Genomic DNA, 18877 nt, shown 5'->3' with positions numbered 1-18877 from the left:
CGTATTCAATGCCCCGGAGCCTTACTCGGCGGAGCCCGCCTGGCTCTGTTCGTAGTTCTGCAGGCCGATCCGGTCGATCAACTGCAATTGGGTCTCCAGCCAGTCGATATGGCTTTCCTCGCTGTCCAGGATCTTCTGGAGCAGATCGCGGCTCCCGTAGTCCCGGACCTGTTCACAGTGGGCGATCGCGTCGCGGTAGACCGCTTCCCCCTCGTGCTCCAGCGCCAGGTCCGCCTCGAGGATCTCGCGCGTGGTCTCCCCGATTCTCAGCGTGCCCAGATCCTGCAGGTTGGGCAGACCGTCGAGGAACAGGATGCGGTTGATCAGCTCGTCCGCATGCTTCATCTCGTCGATCGATTCTTCGTATTCGGCCGCGGCCAGCTTCTCCAGGCCCCAGTCCCGGAACATGCGGGAATGGAGGAAATACTGGTTGATGGCCGTCAGTTCGCCCTTGAGCGCCTGGTTGAGGTAACGGATTACTTCCTTATCACCCTGCATCGTGACTCTCCTTCTCGTTCTCGTTGTGTTGCTGATTGCGGCGAGCACCGCGCGTCCGGCAGCCGCGCCATGAAGCGGCCTGCGCCCCCCCCTGTCAGGATCCTGCGCGGGGGCTCCGCGATGCAAGATGGCCTCAAGGTATGGGAATGCTATAGCGAATGAGAACTGTTTTCAATAGCTCCATATAAAACCAGAAACGGCAGGGGCTGGCGGCGCCTGTTCCCGGAACGGTGCTTCAGCGAATCAGCGGCGGCTCCGCCAGGCTTTCAGGCCGGATGCGGTCGGCACAGTCCGCGACCGCGCCGTCGGGGCCCTCGCAGGCGGCGACGTCGTTGACGAGGATGCGCCCGACGCGATCACAGGACGTATCCGTCATGCGGAAGGCCCGCACCGAGGTGCTCCCCGCCCGCAGCGGTGCCATCTCGAGCAGCGTCCGGCTCTGGATGATGCCGTCATCGCCGAACACCACCAGATCCAGCTGCAGCGACTCCAGCGCCTGATCCAGGCCGTTCTCCAGTACCAGATGGGCGCGACAGTCGTCGCCGTCGGGCTCCAGCTTGTTCAGCTGGACGCCGATCCCGCCGCCGTCCTCCGCCAGTGCCGGCAGCGCCAGGACCAGCCCCAGCACGCCTGCCGCAAGTCCGCCGTGAATCTGCCAGTTTCGTGTCATCTCGCCTGCCTCCACAACGCGTCGATCCGTCGTTCGTCAGCGCACCGAAAAATTCACCGGCACCACGATCTCGTAGCCGTCCAGACCGATCCTGTCCGGCGCCGGAAACGGGTCGGCCCGCTGCACCATGTCTTCCACCGCGCGATCCAGGATCCCGGAGCCGGAACTCTCCTGGATCTCGTAGTCGATCACCGAACCATCACGGGCGAGCTGTAGCCGGACCTCCACGGTACCTTCCTGCCGGCGACGCTGGGCCGCTCTGGGATAGCGCTTGTGCTGCTCGACCCAGGCCTGCAGTTCGGCAAGGTAGTCCCTCTCCGCCCCGGGGTCGCCACCGCCCGTGGCATCCGTCTCGGCGGCCCCCTCCGCGTCCCCGGCGGGGCCGGACTCGTCGGCCGTCGGGTCCGTTTCGCCCGGCTCATCGGCCACAGCATCGGTTTCGGCGACCGTCTCGGCCGTGCCAGCGGGCTCCGGTTCGGGCTCGGGCTCCGGCTCGGGCTCCGGCTCGGGCTCCGGCTCGGGTTCCGGCTCGGGTTCCGGCTCGGGTTCCGGCTCGGGTTCCGGCTCGGGTTCCGGCTCGGGTTCCGGCTCGGGTTCGGGTTCGGGTTCGGGTTCGGGTTCGGGTTCCGGTTCCGGTTCCGGTTCCGGTTCCGGTTCGGGCTCGGGCTCGGGCTCGGGTTCGGGCTCGACCTCCTCCGCTTCGCGGACGGGCTGACGTTCCGGTTCCCGAACCTCGGCCTCCTCCGGCCGGACCGGCTCGGCCGGGGCGGGCTCGGGCATTTCGGGCTCGACCGGTTCGGCCTCGGCCGTCTCCGCGGGCGGCTCCGCCGCGGCGGCCGGGGGTGCGGAGCCCCCGGCCGCCATGGAGATCTCCAGGCCGCCGACCCCGGCGTCCTCGGCCCCGGTGGATGGCTCGCGCAGCAACAGGGCCATCGCGACCAGTCCGTGCAGCACCACGGCCAGGATCAGCGCGACCACCCAGTGTCGAATGCCGGGCTGCATGCTTCAGGTCTCCGGCACGGTCAGCAAATCGATACGCTCCACGCCCGCCTCGCGCAGGCGTTCGAGAATGCCGACCACGTCGACGGCCTCGGCGCGGCCATCGGCCTTCACCCGCACCCGCGCCGCATCGCCGTGCCGCTGCAGGTGCTCACCCACCAGACGCGCCATGCCCTCGAGATCGATCTCGTCCTGGTTGACCGCCAGACGCCCCTCGGTGCCCACGATCACCATGAATTCGTCGGGGCCGGGCCGGCCATCCACCGCGGACTCCACCGGCTCGACCTCGAACGGATCCACCGCGCTCAGCTGCCCCGCCACCATGAAGAAGATCAGCAGCAGGAACACGATGTTGATCAGCGGCAGTATGCTCTCGTCGTCGTTGCGCGGCCGGTGCGCGACGTGGAAATGGCGACGCTGCCCGATCATGAGCCGCCCTCCCGGATCACGGACAGGTCGCGGACCCCGGCATCGGCCAGCGCCTCGAGGATCTCGACGGTGCGCTGCATGTTCACCCCGGCCACCGGCATCACCAGCACGCGGGTGTCGGCGTCCTCCGCCAGCCGCGCGGACACGCGTTCGCGCAGTTCAGCGGCGGGTACCGCAATGCCGCCCAGACGCAGGTCATCGGGCCGCACCTCCACCAGCATTGCGCCTTCCATGGAGCCGGCTCCCCCGGCCTCGGCCGGGGCCTCCAGCTCCACGGCGCGCCAGTCGAGGAAACTGGAGGCGAGCATGAAGAACACCAGCAGAATGAAAACGACGTCGATCAGCGGCGTCAGGCTGATCAGGTTACGCCGGCGCGGGCGACCGGTGTCCAGCGTCAGCTGTTCCGCCGGGTCACCGGTCATTGGCTGGCGGGCTCCGCATCCGCGGCCTTCTCGCGCGGGGCCGGGGTCATCAGCTGGCCGGTGAACAGCCGCGTGACCGCGTCATCCATGCGATGCGCCACCCGCTCCACGCGGGTCTCCAGCCAGTTCAGCGCGGCCACCACGGGGATCGCCACGGCCAGGCCCACGGCGGTGGTCAGCAGGGCTTCCCAGATGCCGCCGGACAGGATCGCCGGATCCACCTGGCTGCCGGCTTCTTCCAGCGCCTGAAAGGCCTTGATCATGCCCATGACCGTCCCCAGCAGGCCCAGCAGCGGCGCCAGCGCACCGATCACCTCCAGCGGCCGCAGACCCTGGCGCAGGGACTGGATGGTCGCGTTGCCATACCGCACGACCTCTTCCCGTACGGTGGCTTCGGGCACGCCGGAGCGCAGTCCGCGAATACCACGGGCCACTGCGCGCGCTGCCGGGTTGGGCGTGGCTTCGGCATGCCGAATGGCGGCTTCCGGATCCCCGCCGTGGAACAGCTCCAGGGCCTGCTCGGCCGGACGCACGTCGGTCACCCGCAGCTGCCAGAGCTGCCAGAGCTTTACCAGTACGAACGCCAGTGCCACCACCGACGCCACCAGAAGGATGGCCACCACGGGCCCGCCCGCGTCCAGAAACCCGGCGAAGCGCTCGCCCGCCAGGGACTCGATCAATGCATTCATTGCTGGATCCCGAATTCGTTGCCTGAAGGGGCGCGCGCGGCGCACCGGACCGATCCTAGGTGGCCGCGCAAGCCCCCGCTGCCGTGGTCCCGGCCGTCACCGGAATGCCCGCGAAGCCCCCGGCCGGAGCGTGTCCGGCCACCGGCTGGCCCGCGCGATCCGCGCAGTCGCGCAGGATCCCCCGGGCCCGCCGTGCGCACTTGCCGCAATCACCGCACACACCCAGCTGTTCGCGCAGATCGCGCATACGGACGCGGGTATCGCTTTGCGCCACCAGCTCCCGAATCTGGCGTTCGCGCACGGCATTGCAGACACATACAATCATCTTTGACGGCTCCGGCCCCTGGCAATGGGTGGATGAGGCGACATTACCGCTAATGAGAATGCTTTTCAACACTATTCTTTTCAGGTGTGTCGGCCCCACCCGTTGCCGGGTCCATTGATCAGCATCTTCTTATAGATTAGTTTCGAATTTCCGTCCCGGGGCCGCCCCGGACCCGCGGACCCCGCCCCGTCACGGAAGGATTTCGATGCCCGCCGACGCCCCCGACTCCGGCCTTCCGCGCCCCGGCCCCTGGCTGCAGGCGCGCATGCGTCCGCACCGCCACTGGCTGCTGGGCGCCACCGCCGCCGGGGTGGGCGCCACCCTGGCCACCGTGGCCCTGGCCGGCCTGATCGCCTGGGCGGTCCACATGGCGCTGTTCGCACCGGAACGCCTGCCACTGGGCATGGTGCTGGCGGGCGCGGCGGTGGCGGCGGTGCTGCGCTATGCCCTGCAGGCCCTGCGCGATGGCGCCGGCCATCGTCTGGCGGATGCGGTCAAGCGTGAACTGCGCGAGGAACTACTGGACGCGGCCCGGCGCGACGGCCCCGTGCATCTGGCGCACCGCGCGCCGTCAGGGGCCTGGGTCGATCACTACCTGCGGCGAGTGGAAGACCTGACCGGCCACTACGCGCGCTACCTGCCCGGCACCCGCATGGTGATCCTGACCCCGCTGGTGCTGCTGCTGACGGTGGCCTGGCTGGACTGGCTCGCCGCCGGACTGCTGCTGCTCTCGGCACCGCTGATTCCCGCCTTCATGGCCCTGGTCGGCATGGGCGCCGAACAGATCCACCGCCGCCAGCAGGACGAGGAGAACCGCCTCGCCGGGCACTTCCTCGACCGCCTGCGCAGCCTCGACTTTCTGCGCCGCGCGCGCGCCACGCAGGCGGCCCGCGAAGCGGTGGTGGCCGCCAGCGACGAACACCGCCGCCTGACCATGCGCGTGCTGCGGGTCGCGTTCCTGTCGTCGGCGATCATGGAATTCTTCAGCGCGGTCGCCATCGGCCTGCTGGCCATCTATATCGGTTTCGGCCTGTTCGGGGCGATCGACTACGGTCCGGCCGGCAGCCTGACCCTGTTCACCGGGCTGTTCATCCTGGTGCTGGCGCCCGAATACTTCCTGCCCCTGCGCCAGTTCGCGCAGAGCTATCACGACCGGGCCGCCGCGCTGGCCGCGGCCGAGTCCCTGGCGCCCCTGTTGCAGCCGGCCGGTGGCCCCGCCACCGCCCCGCCCGGGGCGCCGGACAGCCCGCGGACGGCGGTACACCTGGCCGGAGTGCAGGTGCAGTATCCGGATACCGCCCAACCGGCCCTGCACGACATCGACCTGCAGATCGGCCGCGGGGAACACCTGGCGGTAACCGGCCCCAGCGGCTCCGGCAAGTCCACCCTGCTGGCGCTGCTGGCCGGCTTCCTGCGGCCGGCCGGCGGCGAGATCCGCGTGGCCGACGACCTGCAGCGGTTCGTGTGGATCGGCCAGGACGCCCACCTGTTCCACGGCAGCCTGCGGGACAATCTGCAATTGGCCAGCGCCGAACCGGTAAGCGAAGCGGCGATGAAGGACGCCCTCGCCCGCGCCGGGCTGCCGGTCGATGACCCGCAGCTGCCGGACGGGCTGGATACCGCCATCGGCGAAGGCAACACCGGGATCTCCGGGGGGCAGGCCCAGCGCATCGCGATGGCCCGCGGGATCCTCGCCGGGCATCCGCTGTGGCTGCTGGACGAACCCACCAGCGCGCTCGACGAGGCGACCGAGGCCGCCCTGCTGGACACCCTGTTCGCCCTGGCCGCCGAGCACGACATCACCCTGGTCATCGCGGCCCACCGCGAGGCCGTCCGGGAACGTGCCAGCCGGGTGGTCCGGCTGGCCGATGGCCGCGTGGAGAGCCTCGCATGACGGACCGTGAATACCTGCAACGCCTGTTCACCTCGCGCCTCGGCTGGAGCCTGCTGGCCTGGCTGCTGCTGGCGGTGACCTGGGTCAGCGGCATCGTGCTGCTCGCGCTGTCGGGCTGGTTCATCACCGCCACCGCTCTGGCCGGGGCCGGCATGCTGGCCACCCTGGACATCTATTCACCGTCCGGCGGGATACGTGCGGCGGCGGTGCTGCGCACGATCGCCCGGTATTTCGAGCGCGTGACCGGACACGAAGCGGTCCTGCGCATCCTCTCCGACCTGCGCGCGACCACCTTCCGCCAGCTGGCGCGCTGGCCGGCGCGGCGTCTGGCAAGTCTGCGCAGCGGCGACCTGCAGGCCCGCCTGACCAGCGACATCGACACCCTGGACGCCATCCCGCTGCGGGTGGTGGGACCGATGGTCGGGGCCCTGCTGGCACTGGTCAGCGCCGTGGCGATCGCGCTGTGGCTGGCCCCGCCGCTCGCCGCAGTCATTCTGCTGGTGGCCGCCGCGATCACCCTGATCACCGCCGGGCTTGCGGCGGCGGCCGGTCGGCGTCATGGCCGCCGGCTGGTGCAGGAAGAATCGAATGAGCGCGTGGCGCTGCTGGACTACTTCGGCGGGCTGCCGGAACTGACTGCGTTTGGCCGCCTGGAGGAACGCCGAGCGGCCCTGGCCCGGCGAGCCCGTGAGGGAGCCGCGCGGCGCCTGACCCAGGAACGCGCGGGGGTGCTGGGCGAACAGGGCGTGCAGCTGGTGGTGATGCTGACCACCCTCGCCATGCTGGGCTACGCGCTGCATGCCTACGCCGAAGGGCTGATCTCCGGGCCGGTCGCCGTGCTGCTCACCCTGATGACCCTGGGCCTCAACGAGGCGCTGGGCAGCCTGCCCGGCGCCTGGTGGCGCCTCGGCGAGAGCCTGGAAGCGGCGCGGCGCCTGCGCGAGACCGAGGCCGAAGCCGAGGGTCCGGAGCCCGCCGGGGCAGAACCCGTCGAACTGCCCCCCGGCCCGCTGGAAGCGCGCGGCCTGAGCGTCGGCTTCCGCGCCGACCGCCCGCTGGCCGGCCCGCTGGATATCCGGCCGGAGCCCGGTTATCCGCTGGTGGTCCACGGCATCAGCGGGCGCGGCAAGACCGCCCTGCTGGAGACCCTGGCCGGGGAACTGGCGCCCACCGGCGGCGAACTCCGGTGGGGCGAGCAGGACCTGACCACGCTGGATCCCGACACCCGCCACCGGGTGATCGGCTACCTGCCCCAGCGCGTGCGCCTGCTGGACGACAGCCTGGCCGCCAACCTGCGCCTCGGCCGACCCGATCTGCCCGCCGACCGCCTGTGGGCCGTGCTGGATCAGGTGCGCATCGCGCCGCTTCTGCAGCGCATGGGCTACAGCCTGGAGTATCCGCTGGGCGAAGATGCCGGCAACCTCTCCGGCGGGCAGGCACGCCGGGTGGCGCTGGCCTGGCTGCTGCTGCAGGACCGGCCGGTTGCCCTGCTGGACGAACCCTTTGCAGGACTGGACGAAGCCACCGAGGCGGCGATCCTGGAGCGCATCGGGCCCTGGCTGGAGGCGCGGCAGACGGTCATCGTGACCCACGCACCCCGGCGCATGCCGGCGCACTGGCCACGGCTGGCGCTATAGGGACGTTTTCGGGAGAACAGGCGAGGGAAGAAAGACCCGGCGACCGCGGGGCTGCGACCGCCGGGGGTCCCGGACCGGGCGGGGGCCGGCCCGGCAGGCAGGATCAGTGCTCGTGACCGCCCGGCCCGTGGGCGTGACCGTGTTCCAGTTCTTCCGCGGAGGCCTCGCGCACGTCCACCACCTCGACATCGAAATTGAGGGTCTGGCCGGCCAGCGGATGGTTGCCATCCACCGTGGCGGTATCGCCCTCGACCTTGGTGACCGTCACGGTCAGCGGACCGTTTTCGGTCTGGGCCTGGAACTGCATGCCCGGCTCGATCGAGTCGACGCCCTGGAAGGCCTCCATCGGGACTTCCTGGACCATGGCGTCCAGCTTCTCGCCGTAGCCTTCTTCCGGCGGCACCGTGGCCTGGACCTTGTCACCGGCGGCCTTGCCTTCCAGCTGGCGCTCGAGGCCCGGCACGATCTGGCCGTTGCCGTGCATGTAGGCCAGCGGCTCGCGGCCTTCGGAGCTGTCGATGGTCTCACCGGCGTCGTTGGTGAGCTTGTAGTGGATGGACACCACGGAGTTCTGCGCGACTTGCATTGGGCTTTGCTCTCTTGAGATATGGCCCGACAGGGTAACGTGCCCGCCCCCTTCGCGTCACAGGCCCCGGTCACGGTGCCGGAATCCCGGCGCGCAAACAAGAACGCCGGGCAGGAGCCCGGCGCATGCGTTGCGTACAGAGTCCGCGGCGGGCGACCGCTCAGGCCGCCTGCAGCAGGAACCGGTTCAGGCGCTGCACGAACCCGGACGGATCCTCCAGCTGCCCGCCCTCGGCCAGCAGGGACTGTTCGAACAGCAGCGAGGCGAGATCGTTGAAGTCGTCGCCTTCCGCCGTCTTCAGCCGTTCGACCAGCGGATGCTGCGCATTGACCTCCAGTACCGGCTTCGAGGAGAAGGTCTCCTGTCCGGCCTGCTTCAGCAGCTCCTGCAGATACAGCGCCATCTCGTGCTCGCCGAGTACGATGCAGGCCGGCGAGTCCACCAGCCGCTTCGACGGGCGCACGGAGTCGACCCGGTCACCCAGCGCGCTCTGGATGCGCTCGGGCAGGTCGCCCAGTTCGTCGTCCTTCCGGTTCTCGGCGTCGTCCGTATCATCGGAATCCTGCTCGCCGATGATGTTGTCCAGATCGAGATCGCCCTTGGCGACGTTCTTGATCGGCGTACCGTCGAACTCGCGCAGGTTGGACAGCAGCCACTCGTCCACCCGGTCGGACAGCAGCAGCACCTCGATGCCGTGCTTGCGGAACACCTCCAGATGCGGGCTGTTGCGCGCGGCGGCGGCGTTGTCGGCGCTGATCACGTAGATCGCGTCCTGCCCCTCCTTCATGCGGGCCTTGTAGTCCGCGAAGGAGACGTTCTGCGTGTCATCGTCGTTGTACGTGCTGGCAAAGCGCAGCAGACCCGCGATCTGCTGCTGGTTGGCGAAGTCCTCGCCGGGGCCTTCCTTGAGCACGCGGCCGAAGTTGTCCCAGATCCCGGCGTATTTCTCCGGCTCGTTCTTCGCGATGTTCTCCAGCAGGCCGAGGATCTTCTTCACCGAGCCGGACCGGATGGAATCCACCAGGCGGTTGTCCTGCAGGATCTCGCGCGAGACGTTCAGCGGCAGATCGGCCGAGTCCACCACCCCGCGCACGAAGCGCAGGTAGTTCGGCAGCAGCTTCTCCGCGTCGTCCATGATGAACACGCGCTTCACGTACAGCTTCACCCCGTGGCGTGCGTCGCGATCCCACAGGTCGAACGGCGCCCGGCCGGGGATGTAGAACAGCGTGGTGTACTCCTGGCGGCCTTCCACGTGGTTGTGGGTCCAGGCCACCGGGTCCTCGAAATCGTGCGCGATGTGCTTGTAGAACTCGCGGTATTCCTCGTCGGAGATCTCGCTCTTCGGCCGCGTCCACAGTGCACTGGCACGGTTGACGGTCTCCCACTCGTCCGTGGGATTGCCTTCGTCGTCCTGCTTGCGCATGCGGATCGGGAAGGCCACGTGGTCCGAGTAGCGCCCGATCACGTGGCGCAGGCGCATCGGCTCGAGGAACTCGTCGGCGTCTTCCTTCAGGGTCAGGGTGATCTCGGTGCCCGGTTCCGCGCGCTCGCATTCGGCGAGGGTGTATTCGCCATCGCCCTTCGACTCCCAGCGCGTGCCGGCCTCGATCCCGGTACCGGCGCGCCGGGTCTCCACGCGCACGTGGTCGGCCACGATGAACGAGGAATAGAACCCGACCCCGAACTGCCCGATCAGCTGGGCATCCTTCTGCTGGTCGCCGGTCAGCTTCTCGAGGAAGGCCCGGGTACCCGAATGGGCGATGGTCCCGATCTGCTGGATCACCTCGTCGCGCGACATGCCGATGCCGTTGTCGCGCACGGTCACGGTGCGGGCATCCTTGTCCACGTCCACGTCGATGTGCAGCTCGGCCGGCTGCGGGATCGCATCGGGGTTCGCGGTCGCCTCGAAGCGCAGCTTGTCGCAGGCATCCGCGCCGTTGGAAATCAGCTCGCGCAGGAAGATCTCGCGGTTGGAATACAGCGAGTGGATCATCAGCTGCAGCAGCTGGCTGACCTCGGTCTCGAACTGGCGGGTTTCCGCGCCGGCGGCGGCTTGCTCGGTCCGGGTTTCGGTCATGGGATTACGACTCCGTGATGGGTTCGGATGGGTTCAGACATTGGTGACACGCCGGAGTCTGGGGTCGCCGCGACCTTCTTCAAGCCCCTCGGCACGATAAAGCGCCCCCTCGCCCTCCGGATCGAGGCAGCCGAGCACCGCAGGCAGAGTTGCGGCCAGTTCTTCTTCCAGCTGCCACGGCGGCCGGAGCACCAGCATGCCGGAGCCTGCGAGCCCGGGATGCGCCCCGCGCTCCGCGCCGGGATCATCACGCAGGCGCAGTTCGCTGCGCACCCAGGGGATGCTCCGGGTGCACAGCCGTTCCATCAGGGGGTGATCGGGACGCCCCGCCAGCACCGGATACCAGATCACCACCATCCCGGTGTTCCAGCGCTCCAGGATGGTCTCCGCGATCTCCGCCACCTCGCGGTATTCCGCCGGGCGTTCATACGAAGGGTCCAGCAAGGCGAACCCGCGCCGCGGCTGCGGCGGGAACAGCCCGCGGGCGGCCTCGCGCGCATCGCGCCGGTGCACATGGCAGCGCGCATCCCCGGCGAACGCGCGCTGCAGGCGTTCGTGGGCCTCGGGGTGCATCTCGCAGGCCACCAGCCGGTCATTCTCGCGCAGGGACGCGCGGATCAACGCCGGTGATCCCGGATACCCGTCGGTCCCGGCCACCTGCTGCACGGTCTCCAGAAACCCGGTCACCGCCTCCGGCAGCGCGGTTTCGCAAGCACAGGCGCGCAGGCGCTCGATGCCGAGCGCCGCCTCGCCGGTCTTGCGCGCCCGCTCGCCGCCCAGGTCATAAACCCCGGCCCCGGCATGCAGATCGAGCGCCACGAACGGCTTGTTCCGCCGCTGCAATGCCGCCAGCACCGCGCGCAGCACCAGATGCTTGTGGATATCGGCGAAATTGCCGGCGTGGTAGTCGTGCTGATAGCTGAGCATGGCTCGCTCCCTTTCGCCCCGGCCATAAAAAAACCACCGCGGCGGACCACGGTGGCTGGACTTCCTTGCGGCCGGCTCCGGGTCACGGAGCGCGGCGCCCGCTGCGGGGGCAGTTTACTGGTTTACCGGGGACTCCGGGTCCAGCAGATAGGCCATGATGTGGCTGATCTCCCGCTCGCTCAGCAGTTCGTTGGAACCGAACCGGGGCATCTCCGTACAGGGGAAATACTGGTGCGGATTCGAGATCACCTCATGCGCATACCGCAGGGACGCCTCGTCGGTACCCCGGCCGTCCCCGTACCCGGCCAGGCTCGGCCCGATCGTGCCATAAACCGGCTCGTTCGGGTCCATCTGGTGACAGGCGTAGCAGTTACCGCCGGGAGTGCGCGTCGAGTGGTCATCGTTGCGATGCCCCACGCGGAACCCGTAGCCGGAACGGGCGAGCTCCGCGCCCCGCTCCCAGTCACCCAGACGCGGGCCCCCGGGGGGTGCCTCGTAGCCTTCCCGGGCGAGCGCAATCACCTCCTGCACCTGATCGTCCGGAAGCTCCCCTCCGACCACGGAACATGCACGCTGCAGGTCATCCTGCTCCATGCGCCCGCGGGCCGAGCCGCCTTCCTGAACGGGCTGGTTCAGTCGATAACTGTCCGATTCGAACACGATGTATTCGACCAGTTCGTCCGTCTCCATCGAGGCGATGTCGATCTCGCCCTCGTCGGCGTCGCCGAAGAACTGACACCCCGTGGTGAACAACGCCGCCGACACGGCAAGCGGCAACCCCCAACGTACCCTGTGGCCTGGCATCCCTGATGTCTCCCCGATTCCGTTTCGCCGCCGAACTCGCGACCGCAGCCACACCGGCGGCACCGGCAGGGTGCACGGCGGCGCCCGGTTGAGCCCGGATCGCGGGTGCGATGGTGAATAATGTCTGGTCCCGTGGCGAATGCCCCGGGAGGGGGCCGCCGCGAGGAACGCGGCGGCCCGGGTCACGATCCGCCGAACGGATCGTCATGCAGCCTTGCGGCTGCCCCGGATCAGTTGTTGACCGGGGACTCCGGATCCAGCAGATAGGCCATGATATGGCTGATCTGCTCCTCGCTCAGCAGGCCCTGGAACCGGGGCATTTCCGCACACGGGAAGTACTGGTGCGGGTTGTGGATGACCTGATGGACGTATTCCCGGATGGCCTGGCTGTCGCCGCGGGTTGCGCCGTAGTTCACCAGGCTCGGCCCGATGGTGCCCTGCGTGGGACCTTCCGGATCGAACACGTGGCAGTTGACGCAGTTGCCGCCGGCTTCGCGGGTCGAATGGTCATCGTTGCGGTGACCGATCCGGTAGCCGTAGCCGGAGAACGCCAGCTCTTCACCGCGTTGCCAGTCGCCCAGCTCGATGTCGCCTTCCGGGGCCTCGTACTGCTCGCGGGCCAGAGCCACCACACGGCCGGCGGTCTCGCCGTCCGGGTCACCCTCGATCGAGCAGGCCGCCTGGATCTCGTCCTGGGTCATGCGCTCTTCCATGGTACCGCCTTCCTGCGGGACCTGATCGAAGCGGAAGCTGTCCGACTCGAAGATCATGTATTCGGCCAGCTCGTCCGCACTCATCGCAGTGATGTCGACGTCGTCCGACTTGTTGCCCTCGGCCACGGCGCAGCCCGTTGCCAGCGCGACGGTTGCAAAGGCGGCCACACCGGCCGCAACAGTATTTTTCTTGAACATGCTTGCTGTCTCCTATTGCGTCCGGGGTTACCGCTTCAGGTCGGGCAGGATCGCCGGTTCGCCACGCGCCGCGTCATTCCAGAAAGCGATGAGCGCGGTGTTGGCCATCGAGTCCGGCTTGATGCCGGCGTGGCGCATCTGCCACACGCAACCACGGATGCGGTGGTTCTGACTGCGGACGTTGTCGTGCCCGGCACGCTGGGCCGGCCAGGAGACCGCCTTGGTCCATTCCTGGGAGTTACGCATCTCGGGCAGGACCGACGCACGAATGCGCTTGCCGGACTGACCGTGACAGGAGGCGCAGTTGAAGTCCTGGGCTCCGCCGCGACGGAAGAACAGCTTCTCGCCGGCCGCGATCATCGCCTGTTCCTCGGGATGATCGTTCTGCGGCTGCCACTCCATGCCGGAAGACTGCATGGCGATATAGGTGGTCAGCTGCATGATGTCCGAACCGCTGCCGTGGCGCTGCGCGACGGCCGCGTCATCGGCGTCGTAGCCCTGGATTTCCTTCATGCAGTGCACCAGGCGCTGCTCGAAATCCATGACCTTGCCGACGTCCTCGAAGTAGCGCGGCAGCTCCACGTAGGCGCCTTCCAGCACGCCCTCGCCCTTGCCGAAGTCGCAGCCTTCCAGCGATGCGTTGTTCGGCCCGCGTTCCTCGTAGAACAGCTGCTCGCCGTCTTCCGCCACCCACAGGGCGGGGTTGTCCGGCATCATCATGATGTTCTGCTCACTCTGATGCAGATACGCCGAATCGGGATTGGCGTCGAGCAGCTTCTGCAGGACATCGGTCGGGTCCTGCCATTCGCCGGCCTGGGCAGCGCCCCCGACCGCCATTGCTACGGGCAAGGCGAGCAATGCTTTCTTGAACATGGAAACCTCCATCACACGGTTTTATTCGATGGGCCCGGGTCTCCGTCGCCCGAACCTACGCTGCAGAGTGCGGAATGCGTGAACACCGTGTCAACAAACAAACGCTATATTAGCGTTTCCTAAAAGTCTGTTTTTCAAGGGTTCTTGCAGTCCGGCACCGATAGGCAGACGCCCCGGGGAACGGATCTATTCCCCTTTTTGCAAAAAGTTCCCGTTGATTTCGGTTTGCCGGTTGGCTTCGTGGCGCAGGAGGGCCTGTTTGGCGGCGGCCAGAGTGCCCTCAACCTGGCCGGCGTATCCCCCCGCGGATCCGCGATCGGGGGCGGCGCCGGCCGGCAGGACACGATGACAGGGGATGAACAGGGGCCAGGGATTGGCACGACAGGCCTGGCCCACGGCCTGCGGCGAGGAGCCAATGGCGCGGGCGATCTGGCCGTAGGTGCGGGTTTCGCCGGCGGGGATGCGAGTCAGCGCGTGCCAGACCCGTTGCTGATGCGGGCTGCCGGGCGGCAGGCAATCGGGCGGAACCCAGGCACGCGGGTCCCGGGCGTAGACCTCGGGAGCGAAGGGCAGGCGCAGCGGGACGGAAACCCGCGTCTCATGGCCTTCCCAGCCGAGCAGGAGGAGGGAGTTTTCGGGATCGCAGGCATACACAAAGGCCAGCGATGCACCCGGGAGGATGCAGCGCCGGCCTTGCATGCGCTCGCGCGGGGGTCCGCGGGACCAACCGCGGCCCGGAAGTCAGCCGCGGCCTTTGGCCCGGGCGCGCACGTCTTCCTTGATGCGCGCGGCCTTGCCGGTACGATCGCGCAGGTAGTACAGCTTGGCGCGACGGACCTTGCCGCGACGCTTGACCTGGATCTCGGCGATCTGCGGGCTGTGGGTCTGGAAGGTGCGCTCCACTCCGTTGCCGTAGGAGGTCTTGCGCAGGGTGAACGCGGAGTTCAGGCCGCGGTTGCGCTTGCCGATCACTACGCCCTCGAAGGCCTGCAGGCGCTCGCGCTCTCCTTCGCGCACCTTGACCTGCACCACCACGGTATCGCCCGGGCCGAAATCCGGGACATCGGATTTCATCTGCTCGGCTTCCAGTTGCTGAATGACGTTATTCATTGCTCGACCTCAATCATCGCTCTCGGAGCGGACGCCACCCAGTGGGTGACGCTCGCGGTATTCGTCCAGCAGGGCCTGATCCGTGCCCCCCAGTTCGAGCCGGGCCAGCAGATCCGGCCTGCGGCTCCATGTACGCCCCAGCGCCTCACGGCGGCGCCAGCGGCGGATCGCGCCGTGGTCGCCTCCAAGGAGGACGCCGGGGACGCGGTGTCCGTTCAGTTCCTCCGGCCGGGTGTAGTGCGGACAGTCCAGCAGGCCCTCGCTGAAGGAATCCTGCTCGGCGGAGTCCGCATGCCCCAGCACCCCGGGCCGGAGGCGGGCGCAGGCATCGATGATCGCCATGGCGCCCAGTTCCCCGCCGGAGAGCACGTAGTCTCCCAGGGAGATTTCTTCATCGACTTCGGCTTCGATAAAGCGTTCGTCGATCCCTTCGTAGCGGCCGCAGACCAGCGCCACCCGCGGTCTTGCCGCGAGGGCCCGGACCCGCTGCTGATCCAGCGGCCGTCCCTGCGGGGTCAGCGCGACCACGTGCAGCGCCTCGCGGCCATCGGCCCGGGCGGCGTCCAGCGCCCCCTTCAGCGGCGGCACCTGCATGACCATGCCGGGGCCGCCGCCATAGGGCCGGTCGTCCACCGCCTGGTGCACCCCGCTGGCCCAGTCCCTGGGATTCCAGGTCCGCAGGTCCATCTGCCCGGCCTCCACGGCCCGGCGCGGGATGCCCCATTGCGTCACGGATGCGACCAGCTCCGGGAACAGGGTGATGACGTCGAAGCGCATCGCCGCGTCAGTATTCCGGATCCCAGTCCACCCGGATCCGTCCGCCCTCGAGATCGACCTCGAGGATGTACGGACCCTGCACCCAGGGGATCAGCCGCTCGCGTTCACCGCTCACGACCATCACGTCATTGGCGCCGGTCTCCATGAAACCGGTGACCGTCCCCAGCGGCGTGCCGTCGACATGTTCAACGGACAGGCCCTGCAGGTCGGCCCAGTAGTACTCGCCTTCTTCCGCCGGGGGCAGCCACTCGCGTTCGATCGCCAGCTCGGCCCCCATCAGTCCGTAGGCGGCATCGCGATCGGCCACCCCGGCGAACTTGATGACCACGCCGGGGCCGTGCGCGCGGCCGCTTTCAATCTCCACCAGCCGCCATCCCTCGGCCTGCTTCATCCACAGGCGGGGGAAACCGGTGATGGCGTCACGCGGCTCGGTCTCGGAAAAGATCCGGACCCAGCCCCTGACGCCGTAGACCCCGGAGACGCGTCCGACGCGGATGCGCTCACCCGCCTCGCTCACCTGCGTCTCCCGGAGGTCAGGCCGCCGCAGCCTGCTGCTTGCGGTACCCCTTGACCAGGTGCTCCACGCGCTCGGACATGCCGGCACCGTGGCTCAGCCAGTAATCGACCCGCTCGAGGTCGATCTTCAGCGGGATTTCCTGACCGCGGGCAACCGGATTGTGAAAACCGACGCGCTCGATGTAGCCGCTGTCGCGGCGGGCGCGGGAGTCGGTCACCACGATCGAGTAGAAGGGGCGCTTCTTGGCGCCGCGGCGTGACAGACGAATTGTAAGCATGAAGTCTTGAACCCCGTGAAGTTCGGTTTCGCGAGAAAACGCGCGATTATAACGAATTGCAGCGCCAAGACAAGGCCGAAGCCCCGTCGTCAGCGTTTCGGCAGGCCCCCTCCGGGGCCTCCAGGGCCGCCCATGCCGCCCATTTGTCCTCCAAGGGCCCGCATCATTTTCGATGCGCCGCCCTTGGAAAATTTCTTCATCGCCTTGCTCATCTGGGTGTGCTGCTTGAGCAGGCGGTTGACGTCCTGGATCTGGCAGCCGGAGCCCGCGGCGATGCGGCGCTTGCGCGACCCCTTGATGATGTCCGGGTGGCGGCGTTCCTCGTCGGTCATCGAGGAGATCACGGCCTGCATGCGCCGGATCTCCTTGTCGCCGGCCTGATTCTTGATCGCCTCCTGCATCTTGCCGCCGCCGGGCAGCTTTTCCAGCATGCTGCCCATGCCGCCCATCTTCTCCATCTGGGCCAGCTGTTCGCGCAGGTCGTTCAGGTCGAAGCCGCGCCCCTTCTTCAGCTTGCGCGTGAGCTTCTCGGCCTTTTCCTCGTCGACCTGCCGCGAGGCTTCTTCCACCAGGGAGACCACGTCGCCCTTGCCGAGGATACGGGACGCGATACGTTCCGGATGGAAGGGCTCGAGCCCGTCGGGGCGTTCGCCGGTGCCGATGAACTTGATCGGCACCCCGGTGATCTGGCGCACCGACAGGGCGGCACCCCCGCGGGCATCGCCATCGGCCTTGGTCAGCACCACACCGGTCAGCGGCAGGGCGTCACCAAACGCGCGCGCGGTGTTGGCGGCGTCCTGCCCGGTCATGGAGTCGACCACGAACAGGGTCTCCACCGGTTCGACGGCCGCATGCAGGCTCTGCACCTCGGCCATCAGGTCCTCGTCGACGTGCAGGCGCCCGGCGGTGTCCACCAGCAGCACGTCGATCCCTTCGCGCCGCGCCCGCTGCACCGCACCGGTGGCGATGTCGTCGGGCTTCTGCGAGGTATCGCTGGGATAGAAGGTGACCTCGACCTGCCCGGCCAGGGTCTCCAGCTGCTGGATTGCGGCGGGGCGGTAGACGTCGCAGCTGACCACCGCCACGCGTTTCTTGTCGCGCTCGCGCAGGAGCTTCGCCAGCTTGCCGATACTGGTGGTCTTGCCCGCGCCCTGCAGGCCGGCCACCAGCACCACCGCCGGCGGCTGCGCGGCCAGATTCAGCGAGGCGTTCTCGCCACCCATGGTCGCGACCAGCTCGTCGTGCACGACCTTGATCAGGGCCTGCCCCGGCGTCAGGCTGCCGATGACCTCCTTGCCCAGCGCCTTTTCCTTGACGTCCTTCACGAACTCGCGCACCACCGGCAGCGCGACGTCGGCCTCGAGCAGGGCCATGCGCACTTCGCGCAGGGCCTCCTGGATGTTGTCCTCGGTCAGGCGCGCCTGACCCTTCAGGCGCTTCATCGTGTCCTGGAGGCGACTGGAAAGGCCGTCGAACATGGGACGTGTCTCCTGCGGATGAAATCGGCGGGGCGCGGCCCGCATCGAATCGAGCATTATACCCGTGACCGGGGGTCTCCTGCAGCGCGCGATGACGAAGTGCATTCGCGGGCGTGACAAGGGATAATCCGCGCATGACCACGATCGCCGGAACCATCGCCGTTTTTCTGTACCTGATCGCGCTGGGCTACCTGGCCCTGGGGATACGCGACCGACCGCTGGCCGCCGGGCAGCCACGCGGACCGCTGGCAGTGTGGCTGCTGGCGCTGATCGCACATCTGGTTGCCCTGGTCCCGGCGATCGCGACCGGCACCGGCTGGAACCTGTGCCTGGGCAATGCGCTGTCGGCGTCGATGTGGCTGGTGGCGGCCCTGCTGTGGGTCACCGCCCTGCGCCACCCGCTGGCCAGTCTCGGGATGGTGGTCCTGCCACTGACCCTGCTGGCCGCGCTGACCGCGCTGCTGTGCGACGGCGACGCCCGCTACGCGACCTCGGCCGGGATCGCGGTGCACGTGCTGTTTTCCGCGCTGGGCTGGGCCTTCCTCGCCCTGTCCACCGCCCAGGCCGCGGTGATGACCGCCCAGCACCGCGCCCTGCACGACCACCACACGCGCGGGATCGTGCGCTACCTGCCGCCGCTGTTCTCCATGGAACTGTGGCTGTTCCGCATGATCTTCATCGGCTGGCTGTTCCTCGGGCTGAGCCTGCTCTCGGGCATGATCTTCGTCGACGACCTGTTCGCTCAGGACCTGGTGCACAAGTCGGTGCTGTCGATCCTGGCCTGGGTCATCTTCTCCGTGCTCCTGCTGGGGCGCTGGCGCCTGGGCTGGCGCGGATCGCGCGCGCTGGCCTGGACCACCGGCGGCTTCGTCGCGCTGGTGCTGGCCTACTTCGGCACCAAGCTGGTGCTGGAGGTCATCCTCGGGCGAGTGTGAGCCCTGCGCCGGCGCTTGACAGCCTCGCGGGGCTTGCCTGAA

The 18877-nt window shown here is 68.4% G+C and carries 22 protein-coding genes; 3 read left to right on the top strand and 19 right to left on the bottom strand.

Annotated features, from left to right (window positions below; translation table 11 throughout):
- Positions 1-21: 21 nt before the first annotated feature.
- The 7 genes from bfr to F788_RS0102930 form a co-directional block, all read right to left on the bottom strand.
- Complete coding sequence (bfr, locus tag F788_RS0102960) at positions 22-498, bottom strand: bacterioferritin (RefSeq protein WP_019569229.1); 477 nt, start codon at positions 496-498, stop codon at positions 22-24.
- A 235-nt stretch (positions 499-733) separates the two neighbouring features.
- Positions 734-1168 carry a hypothetical protein gene (locus F788_RS0102955; protein ID WP_019569230.1) on the bottom strand — a complete coding sequence of 145 codons (435 nt, stop codon included), beginning with the start codon at positions 1166-1168 and terminating at the stop codon, positions 734-736.
- 36 nt (positions 1169-1204) lie between these two features.
- Positions 1205-2170: an energy transducer TonB gene (locus F788_RS0102950; protein ID WP_019589199.1), complete on the bottom strand. Its 966-nt coding sequence runs from the start codon at positions 2168-2170 to the stop codon at positions 1205-1207.
- Between the two features lie 3 nt (positions 2171-2173).
- Positions 2174-2596 carry a biopolymer transporter ExbD gene (locus F788_RS0102945; RefSeq protein WP_019569232.1) on the bottom strand — a complete coding sequence of 141 codons (423 nt, stop codon included), beginning with the start codon at positions 2594-2596 and terminating at the stop codon, positions 2174-2176.
- Positions 2593-3018 carry a biopolymer transporter ExbD gene (locus tag F788_RS0102940; RefSeq protein ID WP_019589198.1) on the bottom strand — a complete coding sequence of 142 codons (426 nt, stop codon included), beginning with the start codon at positions 3016-3018 and terminating at the stop codon, positions 2593-2595. Before F788_RS0102940 ends, F788_RS0102945 begins: the two co-directional genes overlap by 4 nt.
- The gene (locus F788_RS0102935) at positions 3015-3707 is read right to left on the bottom strand and encodes a MotA/TolQ/ExbB proton channel family protein (protein ID WP_019589197.1); all 693 of its coding nucleotides are present in this window, start codon (positions 3705-3707) and stop codon (positions 3015-3017) included. Before F788_RS0102935 ends, F788_RS0102940 begins: the two co-directional genes overlap by 4 nt.
- A gap of 55 nt (positions 3708-3762) precedes the next feature.
- Entirely contained in the window at positions 3763-4032 is a 270-nt protein-coding gene (locus F788_RS0102930; RefSeq protein ID WP_019589196.1) for a (2Fe-2S)-binding protein, read from the bottom strand.
- Positions 4033-4237: 205 nt separating this feature from the next.
- On the opposite strand from F788_RS0102930, the gene cydD reads away from it, so the two are divergent.
- Positions 4238-5926, top strand: coding sequence for a thiol reductant ABC exporter subunit CydD (cydD, locus tag F788_RS0102925; RefSeq protein ID WP_019589195.1), 1689 nt, complete (start codon positions 4238-4240; stop codon positions 5924-5926).
- Positions 5923-7563: a thiol reductant ABC exporter subunit CydC gene (gene cydC, locus F788_RS0102920; RefSeq protein WP_019589194.1), complete on the top strand. Its 1641-nt coding sequence runs from the start codon at positions 5923-5925 to the stop codon at positions 7561-7563. The genes cydD and cydC overlap by 4 nt, the downstream gene beginning before the upstream one ends.
- Before the next feature lie 103 nt (positions 7564-7666).
- Here cydC and F788_RS0102915 read toward each other — a convergent pair whose 3' ends face one another.
- From F788_RS0102915 to ffh, 12 genes are all read right to left on the bottom strand, one after another.
- Positions 7667-8149: a peptidylprolyl isomerase gene (locus tag F788_RS0102915; protein ID WP_019021368.1), complete on the bottom strand. Its 483-nt coding sequence runs from the start codon at positions 8147-8149 to the stop codon at positions 7667-7669.
- A gap of 160 nt (positions 8150-8309) precedes the next feature.
- The gene (gene htpG, locus F788_RS0102910) at positions 8310-10226 is read right to left on the bottom strand and encodes a molecular chaperone HtpG (RefSeq protein WP_019589193.1); all 1917 of its coding nucleotides are present in this window, start codon (positions 10224-10226) and stop codon (positions 8310-8312) included.
- 33 nt (positions 10227-10259) lie between these two features.
- On the bottom strand, positions 10260-11153 hold the full coding sequence (locus tag F788_RS0102905; RefSeq protein ID WP_019569238.1) for a 23S rRNA (adenine(2030)-N(6))-methyltransferase RlmJ: 894 nt from the start codon (positions 11151-11153) through the stop codon (positions 10260-10262).
- Between the two features lie 114 nt (positions 11154-11267).
- Positions 11268-11957 carry a sulfur oxidation c-type cytochrome SoxX gene (soxX, locus tag F788_RS0102900; RefSeq protein WP_051080602.1) on the bottom strand — a complete coding sequence of 230 codons (690 nt, stop codon included), beginning with the start codon at positions 11955-11957 and terminating at the stop codon, positions 11268-11270.
- Between the two features lie 230 nt (positions 11958-12187).
- Entirely contained in the window at positions 12188-12868 is a 681-nt protein-coding gene (gene soxX / locus F788_RS0102895) for a sulfur oxidation c-type cytochrome SoxX (protein WP_019589191.1), read from the bottom strand.
- 27 nt (positions 12869-12895) lie between these two features.
- Entirely contained in the window at positions 12896-13705 is an 810-nt protein-coding gene (gene soxA, locus F788_RS0102890; RefSeq protein ID WP_019021372.1) for a sulfur oxidation c-type cytochrome SoxA, read from the bottom strand.
- Between the two features lie 222 nt (positions 13706-13927).
- Entirely contained in the window at positions 13928-14440 is a 513-nt protein-coding gene (locus tag F788_RS0102885) for a methylated-DNA--[protein]-cysteine S-methyltransferase (RefSeq protein WP_019589190.1), read from the bottom strand.
- Between the two features lie 42 nt (positions 14441-14482).
- The gene (gene rplS, locus F788_RS0102880) at positions 14483-14851 is read right to left on the bottom strand and encodes a 50S ribosomal protein L19 (RefSeq protein WP_018870604.1); all 369 of its coding nucleotides are present in this window, start codon (positions 14849-14851) and stop codon (positions 14483-14485) included.
- 9 nt (positions 14852-14860) lie between these two features.
- Positions 14861-15628 (bottom strand): tRNA (guanosine(37)-N1)-methyltransferase TrmD, encoded by a 768-nt coding sequence (gene trmD / locus F788_RS0102875; RefSeq protein ID WP_019589189.1) that lies wholly within the window; start codon positions 15626-15628, stop codon positions 14861-14863.
- A 7-nt stretch (positions 15629-15635) separates the two neighbouring features.
- Positions 15636-16145 (bottom strand): ribosome maturation factor RimM, encoded by a 510-nt coding sequence (rimM, locus tag F788_RS0102870; RefSeq protein ID WP_018870606.1) that lies wholly within the window; start codon positions 16143-16145, stop codon positions 15636-15638.
- 16 nt (positions 16146-16161) lie between these two features.
- Positions 16162-16422 (bottom strand): 30S ribosomal protein S16, encoded by a 261-nt coding sequence (gene rpsP / locus F788_RS0102865; protein ID WP_018870607.1) that lies wholly within the window; start codon positions 16420-16422, stop codon positions 16162-16164.
- A gap of 89 nt (positions 16423-16511) precedes the next feature.
- Positions 16512-17900, bottom strand: coding sequence for a signal recognition particle protein (gene ffh / locus F788_RS0102860; protein WP_019589188.1), 1389 nt, complete (start codon positions 17898-17900; stop codon positions 16512-16514).
- 134 nt (positions 17901-18034) lie between these two features.
- Between ffh and F788_RS0102855 the strand changes: the two genes are divergently transcribed.
- Positions 18035-18835, top strand: coding sequence for an inner membrane protein YpjD (locus F788_RS0102855; RefSeq protein WP_019589187.1), 801 nt, complete (start codon positions 18035-18037; stop codon positions 18833-18835).
- The last annotated feature ends 42 nt before the right edge of the window (positions 18836-18877 follow it).

Origin of the sequence: Thioalkalivibrio sp. ALE10 (assembly GCF_000381385.1) — a bacterium.
Taxonomy (GTDB): Bacteria; Pseudomonadota; Gammaproteobacteria; order Ectothiorhodospirales; family Ectothiorhodospiraceae; genus Thioalkalivibrio.
This window is presented reverse-complemented; position numbering and strand designations above follow the sequence as displayed.

What these genes read in the sequence shown, in the direction of transcription:
- bfr (WP_019569229.1), bottom strand. Translation starts at nt 498, where the DNA reads ATGCAGGGTGATAAGGAAGTAATCCGTTACCTCAACCAGGCGCTCAAG.
- F788_RS0102955 (WP_019569230.1), bottom strand. Translation starts at nt 1,168, where the DNA reads ATGACACGAAACTGGCAGATTCACGGCGGACTTGCGGCAGGCGTGCTG.
- F788_RS0102950 (WP_019589199.1), bottom strand. Translation starts at nt 2,170, where the DNA reads ATGCAGCCCGGCATTCGACACTGGGTGGTCGCGCTGATCCTGGCCGTG.
- F788_RS0102945 (WP_019569232.1), bottom strand. Translation starts at nt 2,596, where the DNA reads ATGATCGGGCAGCGTCGCCATTTCCACGTCGCGCACCGGCCGCGCAAC.
- F788_RS0102940 (WP_019589198.1), bottom strand. Translation starts at nt 3,018, where the DNA reads ATGACCGGTGACCCGGCGGAACAGCTGACGCTGGACACCGGTCGCCCG.
- F788_RS0102935 (WP_019589197.1), bottom strand. Translation starts at nt 3,707, where the DNA reads ATGAATGCATTGATCGAGTCCCTGGCGGGCGAGCGCTTCGCCGGGTTT.
- F788_RS0102930 (WP_019589196.1), bottom strand. Translation starts at nt 4,032, where the DNA reads ATGATTGTATGTGTCTGCAATGCCGTGCGCGAACGCCAGATTCGGGAG.
- cydD (WP_019589195.1), top strand. Translation starts at nt 4,238, where the DNA reads ATGCCCGCCGACGCCCCCGACTCCGGCCTTCCGCGCCCCGGCCCCTGG.
- cydC (WP_019589194.1), top strand. Translation starts at nt 5,923, where the DNA reads ATGACGGACCGTGAATACCTGCAACGCCTGTTCACCTCGCGCCTCGGC.
- F788_RS0102915 (WP_019021368.1), bottom strand. Translation starts at nt 8,149, where the DNA reads ATGCAAGTCGCGCAGAACTCCGTGGTGTCCATCCACTACAAGCTCACC.
- htpG (WP_019589193.1), bottom strand. Translation starts at nt 10,226, where the DNA reads ATGACCGAAACCCGGACCGAGCAAGCCGCCGCCGGCGCGGAAACCCGC.
- F788_RS0102905 (WP_019569238.1), bottom strand. Translation starts at nt 11,153, where the DNA reads ATGCTCAGCTATCAGCACGACTACCACGCCGGCAATTTCGCCGATATC.
- soxX (WP_051080602.1), bottom strand. Translation starts at nt 11,957, where the DNA reads ATGCCAGGCCACAGGGTACGTTGGGGGTTGCCGCTTGCCGTGTCGGCG.
- soxX (WP_019589191.1), bottom strand. Translation starts at nt 12,868, where the DNA reads ATGTTCAAGAAAAATACTGTTGCGGCCGGTGTGGCCGCCTTTGCAACC.
- soxA (WP_019021372.1), bottom strand. Translation starts at nt 13,705, where the DNA reads ATGGCGGTCGGGGGCGCTGCCCAGGCCGGCGAATGGCAGGACCCGACC.
- F788_RS0102885 (WP_019589190.1), bottom strand. Translation starts at nt 14,440, where the DNA reads ATGCAAGGCCGGCGCTGCATCCTCCCGGGTGCATCGCTGGCCTTTGTG.
- rplS (WP_018870604.1), bottom strand. Translation starts at nt 14,851, where the DNA reads ATGAATAACGTCATTCAGCAACTGGAAGCCGAGCAGATGAAATCCGAT.
- trmD (WP_019589189.1), bottom strand. Translation starts at nt 15,628, where the DNA reads ATGCGCTTCGACGTCATCACCCTGTTCCCGGAGCTGGTCGCATCCGTG.
- rpsP (WP_018870607.1), bottom strand. Translation starts at nt 16,422, where the DNA reads ATGCTTACAATTCGTCTGTCACGCCGCGGCGCCAAGAAGCGCCCCTTC.
- ffh (WP_019589188.1), bottom strand. Translation starts at nt 17,900, where the DNA reads ATGTTCGACGGCCTTTCCAGTCGCCTCCAGGACACGATGAAGCGCCTG.
- F788_RS0102855 (WP_019589187.1), top strand. Translation starts at nt 18,035, where the DNA reads ATGACCACGATCGCCGGAACCATCGCCGTTTTTCTGTACCTGATCGCG.